Below are 16,523 nucleotides of genomic sequence, written 5' to 3' on the forward strand. Positions count from 1 at the left end.
AAGGTGAAAAACGTGAAAGAAAGAACAATACAACCTGTTAATAACGGATTGAATGGCAATATTACAATCCCAGGTGATAAATCTATTTCACACCGCGCTGTTATGTTCGGTTCGATTGCAGAAGGGAAAACAACAATTAAAGGTTTCTTACCTGGTGCAGACTGTTTAAGTACGATATCATGTTTTAAAGAAATGGGAGTAGACATTAAGCAAAACGGTGATGAAGTTACTGTAGTTGGTAAAGGACTAGAAGGTTTACAAGAACCAAAAGCTGTATTAGATGTTGGTAATTCTGGTACAACAATCCGACTAATGTCAGGTATATTAGCTAACACACCATTTTTCTCTTGTGTACAAGGTGATGAATCTATCGCAAAAAGACCGATGAAGCGTGTAACAAATCCATTAAAACAAATGGGCGCAAACATTGATGGCCGAGAAGAAGGTACGTTTACACCGCTAACAATACGTGGAGGAGATTTAAAAGCAATTGAATATATTTCTCCTGTTGCAAGTGCACAAGTAAAGTCAGCTATTTTACTTGCAGGTCTTCGTGCAGAAGGTGTAACAGCTGTTACAGAACCACATATTTCACGCGATCATACGGAAAGAATGCTTGATGCATTTGGTGTTAAAGTAACTCGCGAAGGGAAAACAGTGAAGTTGTCAGGTGGACAAAAATTAACAGCAATAGACATTCAAGTACCAGGTGACGTATCATCAGCAGCATTTTTCTTAGTAGCAGGTGCAATCATCCCGAATAGTAAACTAGTATTACAAAATGTAGGAATGAACCCAACTCGTACAGGTATTATTGATGTTTTAGAGAAAATGGGTGCTACGTTCACTGTAGAGCCAATTAACGAAGGAGCATCAGAACCAGCTGCAAATATTACAATCGAAACATCTTCATTAAAAGGAATCGAAATCGGTGGAGATATTATCCCTAGATTAATCGATGAGATTCCAGTAATCGCATTAGCGGCAACGCAAGCGGAAGGAATTACAGTAATTAAAGATGCACACGAATTAAAAGTAAAAGAAACAAACCGTATTGATACGGTCGTTGCTGAGTTAACGAGATTAGGAGCTCGCATAGAAGCAACTGATGACGGCATGATTATTTACGGAAAATCAGCTTTAAAAGGCAATACAGTAAATAGTTACGGTGATCACCGCATTGGAATGATGCTTGCGATTGCTGGCTGTCTGGCAGAAGGAAAAACAATTATTGAAGATGCAGAAGCAGTAGGTGTATCATATCCTACATTCTTTGACGAACTTCAAAAGTTAGCTAAATAATTAGGATGAGAAGCAGATACATGATGTATCTGCTTTTTTTGTTAAAACACCCTTATAATTTCACTTGCCAAACTGGAATAGTTAGAATTATGGTACAATTCAAACAGGAAATGGGGGAGGACTATATGAACGTCATACAATTAAAAGAAGATAAGTTCAGAGAAGCATTACGTTTATCAGAATACGCTTTTCAATATAAAGTAGATGAGGGACGATTACAGCAGCAACTTACAAAGATGAAGGAAAGCCATGAAATATACGGCATTATGGAAGGGGAAGACTTAGCTGCAAAACTACATCTCATTCCGTTTCATATTTACATAGGTAAAGAAAAATTTAAAATGGGTGGCATTGCAGGGGTAGCGACGTATCCAGAGTATAGAAGAAGTGGGTATGTAAAAGAATTACTTCAACATTCACTTCAAACAATGAAAAAAGATGGTTATACAGTCTCTATGTTACATCCATTTGCTGTTTCATTTTACCGTAAATACGGCTGGGAACTTTGTGCGAATCTTCTCGTATGTCATATGACTAAGAGCGATTTAGTTATGAAAAAACAAGTAAGTGGTACTGTGAAACGTTTCAATAAAGAAAATCATCCAGAAGAAGTCGAGAAGCTCTATGAAACATTTGCAGAACGTTTTTCAGGTATGTTAGTTCGAGAGAAGAACTGGTGGTTACAAGCGGTTTATGATGATTTAACATTAGCGATTTACTATGATGAAAATAAAACGGCAGCAGGTTACATGTTATATAAAATAGAAAACTATAAAATGACAGTAGAAGAATTTGTACCACTGCATAATGAGGCACGAAATGGCTTGTGGAACTTTATTTGCCAGCATGATTCTATGATTAAAGAACTTGAAATGACAGTAAGTGAAAACGAACCGTTGTTATATTCATTGCAAGAACCACGCATAAAGACAGAAATAAAACCATATTTTATGGGAAGAATTGTAGATGTGGAGCAGTTCTTCAAACAATATGATGAGTTGAACTGGAACAATGTACAGCAAGAAGTGATCCTACACATTACAGACGCATTTGCTCCGTGGAATAACGTAACAGTGAGACTTGCAAATCATGAAATAACAATTGTAGAAGAATCAACTGAAAAAGGAATCAAACTGGATATAAATGCGCTATCGGCAATAATGTTTGGGTATAAACGCCCATTAGAACTAAATGAACTTGAATTAATTAGCGGACGTGACGAGGCTATACGTTTATTTGAGAATGTAGTACCAGTGCGTAAGCCGTTTATTTATGATTTCTTTTAATTTGCATACATGAGATTGAACTATCCCGAATAAAATTGCGGGATAGTTCGGTCTCTTATTGTAAGTTTTTGTCAGTTAGTCGATGTATCATGAAAACCGTAGATATAACTTCATTCAAAAACATGGGATTAAAAACAGCAACTATACGTTGTCACATGCTTGACTTTTAGCGCATCTAATTTATAATTAAAAACGGAATGAATTTTCATTCCTAGAAATTGAGGTGAAAAAATGGCTAAAAACAAACAAGAGGATATTTTTGATGCTGCAATACAACTTTTTGCAGAACGAGGTTATGATGGTACAACAATTCCGATGATTGCTGAAAAAGCAAAAGTAGGTGCTGGTACGATCTACCGTTATTTTGAAAATAAAGAAGCGCTTGTTAATTCTTTATTTACGAAAAGTGTTTTACAGCTATCGGAATTAATAAAAACTGATTTCCCGGTCGATGCAAATATTCGTGAACAGTTTAGCCATACGTACAACCGTTTATTTGAATTTGCGAGACAAAATGCAAATGCTTTTCTTTTTACAAATTCTCACTGTGATAGTTATTTTCTCGATGAACATAGTAATGAACTATTCGAGGACTTTATGGGCTTCTTTATGGATTTAATAGAAGATGGAATCGAAAAAGGTTTTCTTCGTCCATTACCACCAATTGCTTTAATTATTATTGTATATCAACCAATTGAAAAATTAATTAAAGTAATGGAAACAGGACAATTAGAATACACAGAAGAATTGGTAAAGGAATTGGAAGAAAGTTGTTGGAATGCTATTAGAATCATCTGATTCTATAGCTTTATAAGGATAGGAATGAACATTCATTCCTAAGTGAATGTGAAGATTAGAACAGGAGATGATATATTTGTGTAACCAAAGGAATGAATATTCATTCCGATAAAGGGTAATTTAATAGAACCTATAAAATAATGTTATAGAATAATAGGAATGAACGTTCATTCCTATAAGGTAGTTTTCAAACAATGAGAATGAATATTCATTCCGTGTATAACATAAACCTCTAAAAGCAGGAGATGATGAATTTGAGCAAGTTAAAAAGTTGGAGAAGTTTATCTTTTCTATTATGGATAGTTATTACTATTACAATGGTCGTAACGATGCCTAATATGGATAAATTAGTGAAGGAAAAAGGGAAAATTACAATCCCTAATACAAAGCAAAGCAGTATTGCTGACAAGATGATGAAAGAAATGGATAAAGACGGGGTTGAAAAGTATGAAATTATAGCCGTCTTTAATAGTGGCAACAAGGAAGCTTTAACGGCTGAACAAAAAGAGGAAATAACAAAAACGATTAACGCCCTTCAAAGTGAAAAAGAGCAATTAGGAATTAAGGAAGTTGTTTCACATTTAGATAATAAGGACTTGGAGAAACAATTCGTTTCTAAAGATAATACGACTATTTTAACGCAAATATCGATAGATAAAAAACATGGCGAAATATCAAAGGTTACAAATAATCTTCATAAAAAAGTGCAAACGAAAGGGGTAAAAACGTACTTAACAGGAAGTGATTTAATAGCGGGTGATTTTCTTAAGTCCTCTCAAGAGGGAGTGAAAAAGACAGAAGTTATTTCAATCATTTTTATTCTTGTAGTATTAATCCTCGTATTCCGTTCACCTGTTGTTCCGATTGTTTCTCTTCTTACAGTTGGTGTATCGTATTTAGTTTCAATGGGGATTATTGCCCAGCTTGTAGATCAATTTAATTTCCCATTCTCAAACTTTACACAAGTGTTCGTAGTTGTCGTTCTGTTTGGGGTAGGAACAGATTATAACATTTTATTATATACGAGGTTTAAAGAAGAATTAAGTAAACAAGAAAACGCATTTTTAGCTACGAAAGAAACATTTAAATCAGCAGGTAAAACCGTATTATATAGCGGCATAGCGGTACTAATTGGTTTTGCATCACTTGCGTTAGCAAGTTTTAAATTATATCAATCTACTTCAGCGGTAGCAATTGGTGTTTTAGTATTATTACTCGTATTAACAACTTTAAATCCATTTTTTATGGTGCTTTTAGGAAAGGGAATGTTTTATCCAGTTAAAACATTTAAAGGTCATGAGGATAGTCGCTTATGGGGATTCTTTGCGAAAAACTCAGTAGCAAGGCCATTTGTCGCTTTAATCATCGTATTCGTAATATCAATTCCTTTTATATTAAAATACTCTAATACACTTAATTACAATGATTTATTTGAAGTGGATAATAAGTATGAATCAAAGATGGGGATTAACGTAATAGAAGATCATTTTCCGCCTGGTTTCTCTTCACCTAGTACATTAGTTATTCAATCTGATAAAAAGCTGGATGAAGGAACTTCTCTACAAATTTTAGACGAATTAACGGATAAAATTTCGAAAGTTAAAGGTGTGTCAGAAGTATATGCACCGACACGTCCAACTGGTGAGAAGATAAAAGAATTATATTTAAATAAACAAGCGGGAGAACTGAATACAGGATTAGGAGATGCCAATGGTGGCATAAAGGAAATTAATGATGGATTAACGGATGCGAAAAATAAAATGGGAAGTAATGATTCAAATAGTCTTGCGAATGTTCAAAAGTTAATTGATGGAACAAGCGAGGCGAAAAACGGGGTATCAGCATTAGGAACAGCTTTACATCAATTATCAAATGGCATGAACGACGGTGCACAAGGAGCACAGCAAATTGAGAGTGGCTTAGCTTCAGTAAACGAAAATATAAATGTTCTATCTAATGCAACGTCGCAGCTGCATGCTGGTTATGCACAGTTAGAAAAAGGTTTAAGCTCTTACGATCAATACTTCGGAAGCATTTCTCAAGCAATTGATGGTGCGAAAAAGGGATATGAACAAATTGAAATGTTAATGACCAATTTCGTTCAAACGAAACCAGAATTAGCGAATGATTCAAACATACAACAAACGATAGGAATTGCTAAAGAGGCTCAAAAACAATTAAACGTACTTTCAAAAGAATTAAATCAATTAGCAACGCAGCATAAAGCAGCAATGGGTTCCTTTAGAGAAGCAAATCAATCGTTATTGAAAGTAGATAATGGTTTAAAAGAAATGAATAATGGGGTTACCAAGTTACAAAAAGGCGCTACTGATCTGAAAAATGGATTGAACGAAGGAGCTACAGGTTCAAAACAAATTGCGAATAAATCAGCTGAGTTACAATCTGGATTAACGAAAATAAACGATGGGCAAGGGCAACTTTTAACTGGCCTTAAAGACCTGCAAGAAAAGATGGGGCAATTACAATCTGGTTTATCTAAAAGTACAGAAGGCCTTGGAAAAGTAAGTAATGGCCTGCATGACGCGCAGAAATATTTAGGGGAGCTTAATGAATCGAAAAGCTCTGAGAAGTTTTATATTCCAAAAGAAGTGTTAGAGGGAGAAGATTTCCAAAAAGCATTGAACACGTACATGTCACAGGATAGAAAGATTGCTAAAATGACAATCATTTTAGATGTAAATCCGTATTCAAAAGAAGCGATGCCGATTATTCAAGAAATCAATAAAACAATTGATGGCACTGTAAAGGGAACGGAATTAAATGATACGAAAAAAGCAATCAGCGGAACAACAGCTAGAAACGTTGATTTAAAAGAAGTAACAGGGCAAGATTTCTTACGTACAGCTACGATTATGTTAATTGGAATTGCGATTGTATTAATTGTAATTACACGTTCATTATTAAATACAATATTTATTATTGGTTCATTACTATTAGCGTACTTTGCATCCCTTGGTATAAGCGAACAAATTAGTGCACATGTATTACATGTAGAGTCATTAAGCTGGAATGTTCCATTCTTTAGCTTCATTATGATTGTCGCTTTAGGAGTGGATTATAGTATTTTCGTAATGATGCGCTATAACGAGATAGAAGGGGATTCGGTAACGAAAATTGTAACTGCATCTCGTCATATAGGAGGAGTTGTATTATCAGCGGCGCTAATTTTAGTAGGGACATTTGCAGCATTAATCCCTTCAGGTGTATTGACACTTATACAAGTAGCATCAGTTGTTGGCGTTGCACTATTACTATTAGCTTTAATCGTGATGCCGATATTGTTACCTGCTTTAATGGGGTTAACGAGTAAATTGAAGAGTTATAAAGAAAAAATAATAAATACGAAATAAGTAGAGACTGTAGGGAATGATTTCTCTACAGTTTTTTCTATATATAAAATTTCAAAAAAAAAAATGAATCCAATGTATTACAGAATGGGAAGTGAATGGTTATATGAGAAAGGGGTTGATGATATACATACAATAGCTAGGGGAAGGGAGAAAAACTATCCGATTTCATTGTAGAAAGGTAATCAACCGTTGCTATTCATCCAGCTTCTACTATATAATAGCTATAGTCTACAATAATTGAGTCGTAATATGCGATTTTTTAAGACAATCGGTGAGAAAACGCTGAAATAAGCGGTATTAGTAGGAGGACACAAATGATTACAGTAAGTAACGTTAGTTTGCGTTTCGCGGATCGCAAATTATTTGAAGATGTTAACATAAAATTCACGCCAGGTAATTGTTACGGTTTAATCGGAGCAAACGGTGCTGGTAAATCAACATTTCTAAAGATTTTATCTGGAGAAATTGAACCATCAACAGGTGACATACATATTACGCCAGGTGAGCGTCTAGCAGTATTAAAACAGAACCACTTCGAATATGAAGAGTTCCCAGTATTAGAAACAGTAATTATGGGTCACACGCAACTTTACAAAGTAATGCAAGAGAAAAATGCTATTTACATGAAAGAAGACTTTAGTGATGAAGATGGAATGCGTGCTGCAGAACTTGAAGGTGAGTTCGCTGAGCTTAACGGTTGGGAAGCTGAGTCAGAAGCTGCAATCCTTCTAAAAGGTCTTGGTATTGGTGAAGATCTTCATGACAAAAAATTATCAGAATTAACTGGTGCAGAGAAAGTAAAAGTATTACTTGCTCAAGCATTATTCGGTAAACCTGACATTCTATTACTAGATGAGCCTACCAACCACTTGGACTTAAAAGCGATTCAATGGTTAGAAAACTTCTTAATGAACTTTGAAAATACAGTAATCGTTGTATCCCATGACCGTCACTTCTTAAATAAAGTATGTACGCACATGGCTGATCTTGATTTCGGTAAAATTCAACTTTATGTTGGTAACTATGACTTCTGGTATGAGTCAAGCCAATTAGCTTTAAAATTAACACAAGATGCTAATAAGAAAAAAGAAGAGAAAGTAAAAGAGTTACAAAACTTCATTGCACGCTTTAGCTCAAACGCATCTAAAGCGAAACAAGCAACTTCTCGTAAAAAATTATTAGATAAAATTACATTAGATGATATTAGACCATCATCACGTCGTTACCCATTCGTTGGCTTCACACCTGAGCGTGAAATAGGAAATGACTTATTAACTGTTGAAGGTCTTTCTAAAACAATTGATGGCGAAAAAGTGTTAGATAATGTGTACTTCACTTTAAATAAAGGTGATAAAGTTGCATTTATTGGTCGTAACGATATTGCGATGACAACATTATTTAAAATCCTTATGGGTGAAATGGAGCCAGATAGCGGTTCATTCAAATGGGGTGTTACAACATCTCAATCTTACTTCCCAAGAGATAACTCTAAGTACTTTGAGAACAGTGACTACAACTTAGTTGATTGGTTACGCCAATTCTCTCCACAAGATGAGTCAGAAAGCTTCTTACGTGGTTTCTTAGGCCGTATGTTATTCTCAGGTGAAGAAGTTAAGAAGAACGTTTCTGTATTATCTGGAGGCGAAAAAGTTCGTTGTATGCTATCTAAAATGATGTTAAGTGGTGCGAACGTAATCACACTTGACGATCCAACGAACCACTTAGACCTTGAGTCTATCACTGCATTAAACAATGGTTTAATTGCATTCAAAGGTACAATGTTATTCACATCTCATGACCATCAGTTCGTACAAACAATTGCAAACCGCATTATCGAAGTAACACCAAATGGTGTAATCGATAAAGAGGCAACTTACGATGAGTACTTAGAAAATGAAGAACTTCAAAAACAAGTAGATGCAATGTATAAAGGTCAATAATATATAATGAAAAAACTCGCTCTTTTTAGAGCGAGTTTTTTGTCGAGGAAACGTAAATCTTTTGGTGGCTTAAATGAATAATTATTCAAATATAATATTAATGAACATGAGAATTTTTCATGTATGGAAGGAGTGTAATGATTATAAGATTTAAAGAGTTAGTTGAAGCAGGGGAATGTAAGTTGAGCAATATAATTAAATAACATTATTTTGTCATGTGAAATATGTACCAAATTTGGAGATAGATTTGTTTGCGAATGAGTTTATAAAGGTATATAGTATGGGGTGTCATAATTAGTGGATGAATCTTGGGAGAAAACAGGAAATGTTACAAATTTATTTTGTTAAATAGAAACCAAGGTCAAAATGTTTAAAAAGAAATAGTTGAATAAATACAAGCTTCAAATTATAATTACTAATATTCTTCATATAGTTAAATAAAAAAATCTATTTGAAGAAGAAAAATTGAATAGAGAGACAGACTTATAAAAAAATAAGCCTTGGATGATCAAAAGAGGTGGAGAGATGAAGCAGTTTTTATTAAAGAGCAAAAGTGTGTTAAGCAATCATTTTGGATTCTTTCTGTTTGCCGTTATTTTATTGTGGCTCAAAACGTATGCAGCCTATGTAACGGAATTTAATTTAGGAATTTCAAACACAATCCAAAAATTCTTGCTGTTTTTCAACCCGCTTAGTTCAGCAGTTCTATTTTTAGGACTTGCATTATTTGCAAAAGGGAAACGATCTTATATTTGGTTAATTGTTATCAACTTGTTATTGTCGATTCTTTTATACGCAAACGTAGTTTACTATCGCTTTTTCAGTGACTTTATTACGTTCCCGACATTAACACAAACGAATAACTTTGGAGATTTAGGTGGTAGTATTCTTGCGTTGCTACATCTTTATGATCCACTATACTTCTTAGACACGATTATATTAATTGTGTTAGTCGCAACAAAATTTGCAAATCCAAAACCAATTCGTGTTGCGAAGCATAAATTATCTCTAGTATTTGTAGCAGGTATTTTATTATTCAGTGTTAACTTAGGTCTTGCAGAATCAGACCGTCCTGAATTATTAACAAGAACATTCGATAGAAATTATATTGTGAAATATTTAGGGGCGTATAACTACACAATTTACGATGGTATTCAAAGTGCGAAAGCATCAACAGAACGAGCATTAGCTGATGGGGATAATATGACAGAAGTAAGAAATTATTTAACATCAACTTATGCAAGTCCAAATCCTGAGTATTTCGGTAAAGGAAAGGGAATGAATGTAATTTATATTCATTTAGAGTCATTCCAAAACTTCTTAATCGATTATAAATTAAATGGTCAAGAAGTTACACCGTTCTTAAACTCATTTACAAAAGATGCGAATACGCTTTACTTTGATAACTTCTTCCATCAAACAGGACAAGGGAAAACATCTGATGCGGAGTTTATGTTAGAGAATTCAATGTTTGGTTTACCACAAGGTTCGGTATTTACAACGAAATCTCATAATACGTATCAATCAGCACCAGCTATTTTAGGACAACAAGGATACACATCAGCAGTATTCCACGGTAACTACAAAACATTCTGGAACCGTGACGATATTTATAAATCATTTGGTTTTAATAAATTCTTTGATGCGTCATACTATGATATGAATGAAAAAGATGTAGTAAACTACGGATTAAAAGATAAACCGTTCTTTAATGAATCTATTCCGTTATTACAAACGCTGAAACAACCGTTCTATACGAAGTTTATTACGTTATCGAACCATTTCCCTTATCCAATTGATAAGGCAGAAGCAACAATTGAACCAGCGACTACAGGTGATTCATCAGTAGATACGTACTTCCAAACAGCACGCTATTTAGATGAATCTGTAAAAGGTTTCATCGATTACTTGAAACAATCTGGTTTATACGATAACTCAATTATCGTTATGTACGGAGACCATTACGGTATTTCAGATAATCATAACGCAGCAATGTCAAAAGTAATGGGTAAAGAAATTAACTCATTTGAAAATGCACAGTTACAGCGTGTACCGTTAATCGTTCGTGTACCAGGAGCGAAAGGCGGCATACAACATCAATACGGTGGTGAAATTGACGTTCTTCCAACGCTTTTACACTTACTAGGTACAGATACAAAGAATTATGTTCAATTCGGTTCCGATTTACTATCACCAGATCATAAACAAGTCGTTGCGTTCCGTAACGCTAACTATGTAAGCCCAACCGTTACTGCGCTGAACGGAAAATACTATGATACAACGACCGGAAAACCTGTAGAATTTACAGATGAAATAAAGCAAAATGAACAAATGGTTCAAAACTCACTAAAATACTCTGACCAAGTCGTAAATGGTGACTTATTACGATTCTACACACCAGAAGGCTTCACTCCAGTAGATCGTTCTAAGTATAACTATAACCATCGTGATAAAAATAAAACGAAGGTAAAGACGACTGAAGATGGTGAAACTAAATAAATGATAAAAAGCGCTACTTATATGAGTAGCGCTTTTGTTTGTAAATATAACATCAACATTATATGGAATCATTTTTTGTTTTTTGTTTCATCTTTCCGAAAAATACTACACCGGCTATGATAATAAGAATGAATCCCCATTTAACGAAAGGGTTACTTTCGAAAAATCCAGCGAACCATTTCTCATCTACAATCATTTTTGCAGCAGTATAAGCTAAAACAGCTGCTCCAATCGTAATGATGACAGGAAAACGGTCCACCCATTTTAAAATCAATGTACTGCCCCATACTACGACTGGAATAGAAACTAATAGCCCGATAATGACTAAAGAAAAGTTGCCATGCGCAGCTCCTGCAACAGCGAGAACATTATCAATGCCCATTAACGCATCAGCAATAATAATAGTTTTAATAGCAGACCAAAATCCTTCTTCTGCCTTAATATCATGATTTTTGCCCTCAGCGATTAATTTGTAAGCAATCCATATAAGAAGTACACCACCAATTAAAAGTAACCCTGGTATTTTTAATAACCAAACGACAACTAAGGTAGCGAGGGCTCTAATGGCGATTGCTCCAACGGTTCCCCAAATGATAACTTTCTTTTGTTGATCTTTCGGTAATCGCCTTGCTGCTAATCCAATAACGATGGCGTTATCCCCAGCTAACACTAAATCAATTACAATAATGGCAAGCAAGGCAGACAAATATTCAGATGAAAGAAAATCCATATACATATCACTCCTTAAGAGTAATATGTGCTAAAGTGTTGATAATATAAAAAATAGGATTGAAATTGCATATTCAATCCTATTTTTTGACTGTATTCTGATATGTAGGTTTTAATTTTGAATAAGTTGCTTTTGTAGTTTTTTTGCTTATCGCATTTCTTAAATTGAGTACAAGGTTCTTCAGCTTGTATTGTAAATATGATCATATAACACCTACTTATTTAAATTAGGCTAGAGTATTGCATGTGATATTTTAAAGTTAAATTTATTTGATTTTTGCTTATTAAAGGGGAAGAGACATATAATATTGATACGGTGAAAGCGTGTATAGGTCTTCTCTATAAGAAAATTTCCAAACGATAAAAAAGACTTGACAACCTACTAGAGGGAATCAAGCCTTTTCATTAAATACGATTATCATGCCAGAAGTTTAATGGGAAGTGTTCGTTCTCATTATATGCTTCTAATTCATATCCTTTTTCTTTCAGTCCTTTAATAATTCCAGGAACTGCTTTTACTGATTGTGGATGAATATCGTGCATAAGGATAACTTCTGTTGGATTTGTAGAATGAGCTAGAACGTTTTCTACAATTTTAGCAGATGCAGCATCAACTTGCATTTTGTTATATTTCCAGTCTAAAGAATCAATTGTCCAATCCCAAACTTTTAAGCCATTCTCTACAACTTTGTTGCGAAGAGCCTCGTTTAATCCTGGCATTGAGCCGTATGATGGGCGAGTTAATACTGGTGATTTACCTAAAACACCAGCGATTAAGCCTTGGTCTTCCTTCATTTCATCTACATAATGACCTTCAGTGTAAAGTTTCTTGTAGTTATGAGTCATACTGTGCATCCCAACGTAGTGGCCTTCAGCATCTTCGCGTTTTACAAGATCAGGGAAAGCTTTTACGTTTGAACCAATTAGGAAGAATGTTGCTTTTGCATTTTCTTTCTTTAACATATCTAAAAGCTCAGCTGTGTATTTTCCGGGACCATCATCAAATGTTAAGTAAGCGACTTTTCTAACTTGTCCGTTATAATGCTTTGGAGCCTCTTTCGGAGCAAGAGAGGTTTGAATCTCACTTACAAGTTGAACAGATTTTGCCTCATCCTCTGTACTAGCTAAAGCAGTATGTACTGATCCAAAAGCGGCTTCGTATGTAAATAATACCCCCGCACAAACCAACATAGCCCTTTTTACCAAAGTTGTCATTCGAATTCCATTGTGCATAATTTTCCTTCTCTCTATAAAAGTTCTACTCTACTATATTAGCAATTATAGGCATAGAAATGCAAAAAAACTTTTTTACAAGTGCTAAAAAGTTTTTCCAAAAGTATGCAAGATTTGCTTGTTTTCTATGATTAGAAATAAAGGAGGTAAAATATGCTTATGGATAATTTCACATACCGCATTTTAAAAAATAAATATAGGAAAATCAGAAAATAATGTAGAATATATCGTACATATATATGTGAAGTCAACATGAAAGAGGTGGACATATGTTACTTGAAGAAGTCATGCAACAACTAGAGGAATATGGAACAGAGAAAAATCGAAAAACGTATAAAAATCACGGAGCAAAAGAGCCACTATTTGGGGTTAGTTTTGCGAATTTAAAATTGTTAAAAAAGAAAATCAAAAAAGATCATGATTTAGCAACTTTATTATGGGAAACAAAAAATATGGACGCAATGACTTTAGCGACTTATATTTTAGACCCGAAGAAACTAAGCGTAAATCAGATTAATAGTTGGGTTCAGGAAGTTGATTATTACTGTTTAATGGATGTTCTTATGACATCTATATGCACTTCGCCAATTGCACTAGAAAGAATGGAAGAGTGGACAAAGTCTAATGATGAATGGACTGGAAGAGCTGGCTGGTCTTTGTTAGCAAATATAGCGATTAAAAATAAAACGTTACATGATGATTTCTTCTCTCCGTATTTAGAAGTGATTAAAGCAAATATACATAATGAAAAAAATAGAAAAAAAGAAGCGATGAATAGTGCTTTGATCGCAATAGGAATTCGTAATGAAGGCCTAGAACGAAAAGCGATTGAAATTGCACGTGAAATAGGAAAAGTAGAGGTTGATCACGGTGCAACGTCATGTAAAACACCAGACGCTGAAGCCTATATAAAAAAAGCGAGAGAAAGAGCTGAAAAAAAGAAAGTGAAATAGGAAAAGGGGAACAGTTATGAAACCAATTGAAGCGGCACAAAGCATAATTGCATCACAATTTCCGAATTGTGATGTTGCTTTACTAGGAGGAAGTGTTGTACGAGGAGAAGCGACAAAAACATCTGACCTTGATATTGTAATAATAGATCATAGTTTAACTTCTTGTTATAGAGAGTCCTTCTATAGTAATGGTTGGCCCGTTGAAGTGTTTGTACATAATTTTGAAACGTATAAAACCTTTTTTGAAATGGATTGTAATCGAGGGAGACCTTCTTTACCTCAATTAGTTTCAGAGGGCATTATTTTAAAAGGAAAAGATGAAATTGTTGAGAGTCTCAAAAGGGAAGCGGAGGATTTATTAAATAAAGGTCCAGAAAGATGGAATGAAGAAACAATGAATATGAAACGCTATTTTATTACAGATACTTTAGATGATTTTATTGGTGCAACAAAGAGGGAAGAAGAGGTGTTTATCGCTAATTTATTAGCGGATTTAGTACATGAGTATGTCTTAAGAGTAAATGGCGAATGGCTTGGAAATTCAAAATGGTTTATTAGAGTGCTAAGAAGATATGATGAGCAATATGCAGAACACTTTGTGGCAGCTTTTGATCACTTTTATACAACAGGAGATAAAAATAAATTAATTAGTTTTATAGAACAAACGTTAGAACAGTATGGAGGAAGAGTATTCGAAGGATTTTCTATTGGTAAATGAAAAGGGGCTAGCACAATGAATATACCATTCGTTCAATTAAGAGAACTGACACTAGGTGATGTGGAAGATCGATATCAATGGTCATTAGATACAGAAGTAACAAAACATTTAGTTGTGCCAGATCAATATCCACCATTCACTCGTGAAGATACGAAAAAATGGATTGAAGCATGTATAAGTCGAAGGAATGGTTATGAACAAAGAGCGATTGTTACTGAGAAAGGTATACATATTGGCTGGGTAGACCTTAAAAACTTTGACAAAATAAATAAAAATGCTGAACTAGGAATTGCGATTGGAAATAAAGACTATTGGGGTAAAGGGTTTGGAATGGCAGCTCTAGACAGCATGTTACAAATAGGATTCTCTCAGTTTGAATTGGAGAAAGTTTGGTTACGTGTAGATGAAGATAATACACAAGCAAGAAAGAGTTATGAAAATGCCGGATTTGAATGCGAAGGATTAATGAGAAATGATCGAATGCGCCAGGGTAAGTTCATTCATCGCTATCGTTACAGTATATTAAAAGAAGAGTATGATTCAAAAGTTAATAGCCTATAAAAATATTATGTAAACATAAAGGGGCGAGAAACATGATTCGATTACTTACGAAAGAAGATGCAAAAAAATATTGGGATTTACGCTTACAAGCATTGCAAGTAAACCCAGAGGCATTTGTTACGACTTATGAAGAAGCAGTGCGTCAAGAAAACCCTCTTGAACGCGTTGCTAGTAATCTTTCATCTAACAGTAGTTTTACATTTGGTGGTTTTAATAAAGAAAATCGTTTAGTTGGGGTTGTTACTTTATTAACAGAAGAAAGGAAAGCATATAAACATAAAGGTCATATCGTTGGGATGTATGTAAATACTGATAATAGAAGAAGTGGTCTTGCACGTGATTTAATACGTAAAGCTATTGAAAGGGCAAGAGAGATGAAGTTAGAGCAATTGAGTTTAGGTGTTGTATCCATTAATGAACCGGCCAAAAAATTATATACGTCAATAGGCTTTAAAACATATGGAATCGAAAAAAGAGCTTTGAAGATGAATGGTGTGTATAGTGATAATGAAAATATGGTGTTGTTCCTTTGAGGGAGTGATTTTATGATGAAAGACCTCCATTTAGAAAAAAATATGAACCCTCAAGTGGCAATTTTGCATGCGACGGTTACTGATACCTTTAAAAGATTGAAAGTTTTAGTAGAAGGTACTGTAGAGAAAGAACTGTCTTTTAAAGGGTCAGAAAATATCGACAATAGCATTGGACAGTTACTTCAGCATTTAGCAGTAGTTGATTTACATTGGGTATATCGTTTCAAGGGAGAAGAAGTTCCACCAGCACTTGAAAATAAATATGGTCCCATGTTGAATGAAGTAGGAGAATTGCCAAGATTAAGAAAATACACGTTACAAGAGTTAATGCAAGATTATGAAGCAGTGCAAAAATTGTTTTATGAAGAATGTATGAAACTAACAGAAAATGATTTAACACGGGAAGTTTTGTATGAAAAAGGGGAATATGCGACTATAAGATGGGGGATATGGCATATAGCAGATCATAATCGGTATCATCAAGCTCATATTAGTCAGCTGAGGAAATTATATAGAGCTAGATTACATACAAGTTAAAGATTGTGAATTTTAATTATATTTATTTTGTTGTATAGTATTAGGAAGAAACTAAACAAGGAG

General features: G+C 34.3%; 13 protein-coding genes. 11 read left to right on the forward strand and 2 right to left on the reverse strand.

What is annotated here, in order from left to right:
- Window positions 1-12 precede the first annotated feature (12 nt).
- The 6 genes from aroA to COK05_RS03655 all read left to right on the forward strand — a co-directional run bounded on the left by aroA (window position 13) and on the right by COK05_RS03655 (window position 11,196).
- Window positions 13-1,302 (forward strand): 3-phosphoshikimate 1-carboxyvinyltransferase, encoded by a 1,290-nt coding sequence (aroA, locus tag COK05_RS03630; protein ID WP_098611493.1) that lies wholly within the window; start codon window positions 13-15, stop codon window positions 1,300-1,302.
- Between the two features lie 125 nt (window positions 1,303-1,427).
- Window positions 1,428-2,588: a GNAT family N-acetyltransferase gene (locus COK05_RS03635; protein WP_141538882.1), complete on the forward strand. Its 1,161-nt coding sequence runs from the start codon at window positions 1,428-1,430 to the stop codon at window positions 2,586-2,588.
- Between the two features lie 231 nt (window positions 2,589-2,819).
- Complete coding sequence (locus tag COK05_RS03640) at window positions 2,820-3,386, forward strand: TetR/AcrR family transcriptional regulator (protein ID WP_098611494.1); 567 nt, start codon at window positions 2,820-2,822, stop codon at window positions 3,384-3,386.
- 254 nt (window positions 3,387-3,640) lie between these two features.
- Complete coding sequence (locus COK05_RS03645) at window positions 3,641-6,757, forward strand: MMPL family transporter (RefSeq protein ID WP_141538883.1); 3,117 nt, start codon at window positions 3,641-3,643, stop codon at window positions 6,755-6,757.
- Between the two features lie 314 nt (window positions 6,758-7,071).
- A complete protein-coding gene (locus tag COK05_RS03650) occupies window positions 7,072-8,697 on the forward strand; it encodes an ABC-F family ATP-binding cassette domain-containing protein (protein ID WP_000633860.1) in 1,626 nt (541 codons plus the stop codon).
- A gap of 525 nt (window positions 8,698-9,222) precedes the next feature.
- On the forward strand, window positions 9,223-11,196 hold the full coding sequence (locus tag COK05_RS03655; RefSeq protein ID WP_098611496.1) for an LTA synthase family protein: 1,974 nt from the start codon (window positions 9,223-9,225) through the stop codon (window positions 11,194-11,196).
- 58 nt (window positions 11,197-11,254) lie between these two features.
- Here the strand turns inward: COK05_RS03655 and COK05_RS03660 are convergent, their stop codons facing one another.
- Window positions 11,255-11,926, reverse strand: a complete 672-nt coding sequence (locus tag COK05_RS03660) for a TerC family protein (protein WP_098611497.1) — start codon at window positions 11,924-11,926, stop codon at window positions 11,255-11,257.
- Between the two features lie 404 nt (window positions 11,927-12,330).
- Window positions 12,331-13,158, reverse strand: coding sequence for a peptidoglycan-N-acetylglucosamine deacetylase (locus tag COK05_RS03665; RefSeq protein ID WP_098611498.1), 828 nt, complete (start codon window positions 13,156-13,158; stop codon window positions 12,331-12,333).
- A gap of 269 nt (window positions 13,159-13,427) precedes the next feature.
- On the opposite strand from COK05_RS03665, the gene COK05_RS03670 reads away from it, so the two are divergent.
- The 5 genes from COK05_RS03670 to COK05_RS03690 are packed head-to-tail and all read left to right on the forward strand — an operon-like array spanning window position 13,428 to window position 16,460.
- A complete protein-coding gene (locus tag COK05_RS03670) occupies window positions 13,428-14,111 on the forward strand; it encodes a DNA alkylation repair protein (protein ID WP_098611499.1) in 684 nt (227 codons plus the stop codon).
- A gap of 16 nt (window positions 14,112-14,127) precedes the next feature.
- Window positions 14,128-14,829, forward strand: coding sequence for a nucleotidyltransferase domain-containing protein (locus COK05_RS03675; protein WP_098611500.1), 702 nt, complete (start codon window positions 14,128-14,130; stop codon window positions 14,827-14,829).
- A 15-nt stretch (window positions 14,830-14,844) separates the two neighbouring features.
- Window positions 14,845-15,390 (forward strand): GNAT family N-acetyltransferase, encoded by a 546-nt coding sequence (locus COK05_RS03680; RefSeq protein WP_098611501.1) that lies wholly within the window; start codon window positions 14,845-14,847, stop codon window positions 15,388-15,390.
- A gap of 32 nt (window positions 15,391-15,422) precedes the next feature.
- Complete coding sequence (locus tag COK05_RS03685) at window positions 15,423-15,923, forward strand: GNAT family N-acetyltransferase (RefSeq protein ID WP_098611502.1); 501 nt, start codon at window positions 15,423-15,425, stop codon at window positions 15,921-15,923.
- Between the two features lie 15 nt (window positions 15,924-15,938).
- Window positions 15,939-16,460, forward strand: a complete 522-nt coding sequence (locus COK05_RS03690) for a DinB family protein (protein WP_098611541.1) — start codon at window positions 15,939-15,941, stop codon at window positions 16,458-16,460.
- Window positions 16,461-16,523: the final 63 nt, after the last annotated feature.

It is taken from the genome of Bacillus cereus, from assembly GCF_002567495.1.
GTDB lineage: Bacteria > Bacillota > Bacilli > Bacillales > Bacillaceae_G > Bacillus_A > Bacillus_A cereus_AQ.

Excerpts from the sequence above, each read along its gene's own strand:
- COK05_RS03670 (WP_098611499.1), top strand. The coding sequence starts at position 13,428 with ATGTTACTTGAAGAAGTCATGCAACAACTAGAGGAATATGGAACAGAG.
- COK05_RS03650 (WP_000633860.1), top strand. The coding sequence starts at position 7,072 with ATGATTACAGTAAGTAACGTTAGTTTGCGTTTCGCGGATCGCAAATTA.
- COK05_RS03665 (WP_098611498.1), bottom strand. The coding sequence starts at position 13,158 with ATGCACAATGGAATTCGAATGACAACTTTGGTAAAAAGGGCTATGTTG.
- COK05_RS03635 (WP_141538882.1), top strand. The coding sequence starts at position 1,428 with ATGAACGTCATACAATTAAAAGAAGATAAGTTCAGAGAAGCATTACGT.
- COK05_RS03660 (WP_098611497.1), bottom strand. The coding sequence starts at position 11,926 with ATGGATTTTCTTTCATCTGAATATTTGTCTGCCTTGCTTGCCATTATT.
- COK05_RS03690 (WP_098611541.1), top strand. The coding sequence starts at position 15,939 with ATGAAAGACCTCCATTTAGAAAAAAATATGAACCCTCAAGTGGCAATT.
- COK05_RS03675 (WP_098611500.1), top strand. The coding sequence starts at position 14,128 with ATGAAACCAATTGAAGCGGCACAAAGCATAATTGCATCACAATTTCCG.
- COK05_RS03655 (WP_098611496.1), top strand. The coding sequence starts at position 9,223 with ATGAAGCAGTTTTTATTAAAGAGCAAAAGTGTGTTAAGCAATCATTTT.
- COK05_RS03680 (WP_098611501.1), top strand. The coding sequence starts at position 14,845 with ATGAATATACCATTCGTTCAATTAAGAGAACTGACACTAGGTGATGTG.
- COK05_RS03685 (WP_098611502.1), top strand. The coding sequence starts at position 15,423 with ATGATTCGATTACTTACGAAAGAAGATGCAAAAAAATATTGGGATTTA.
- COK05_RS03640 (WP_098611494.1), top strand. The coding sequence starts at position 2,820 with ATGGCTAAAAACAAACAAGAGGATATTTTTGATGCTGCAATACAACTT.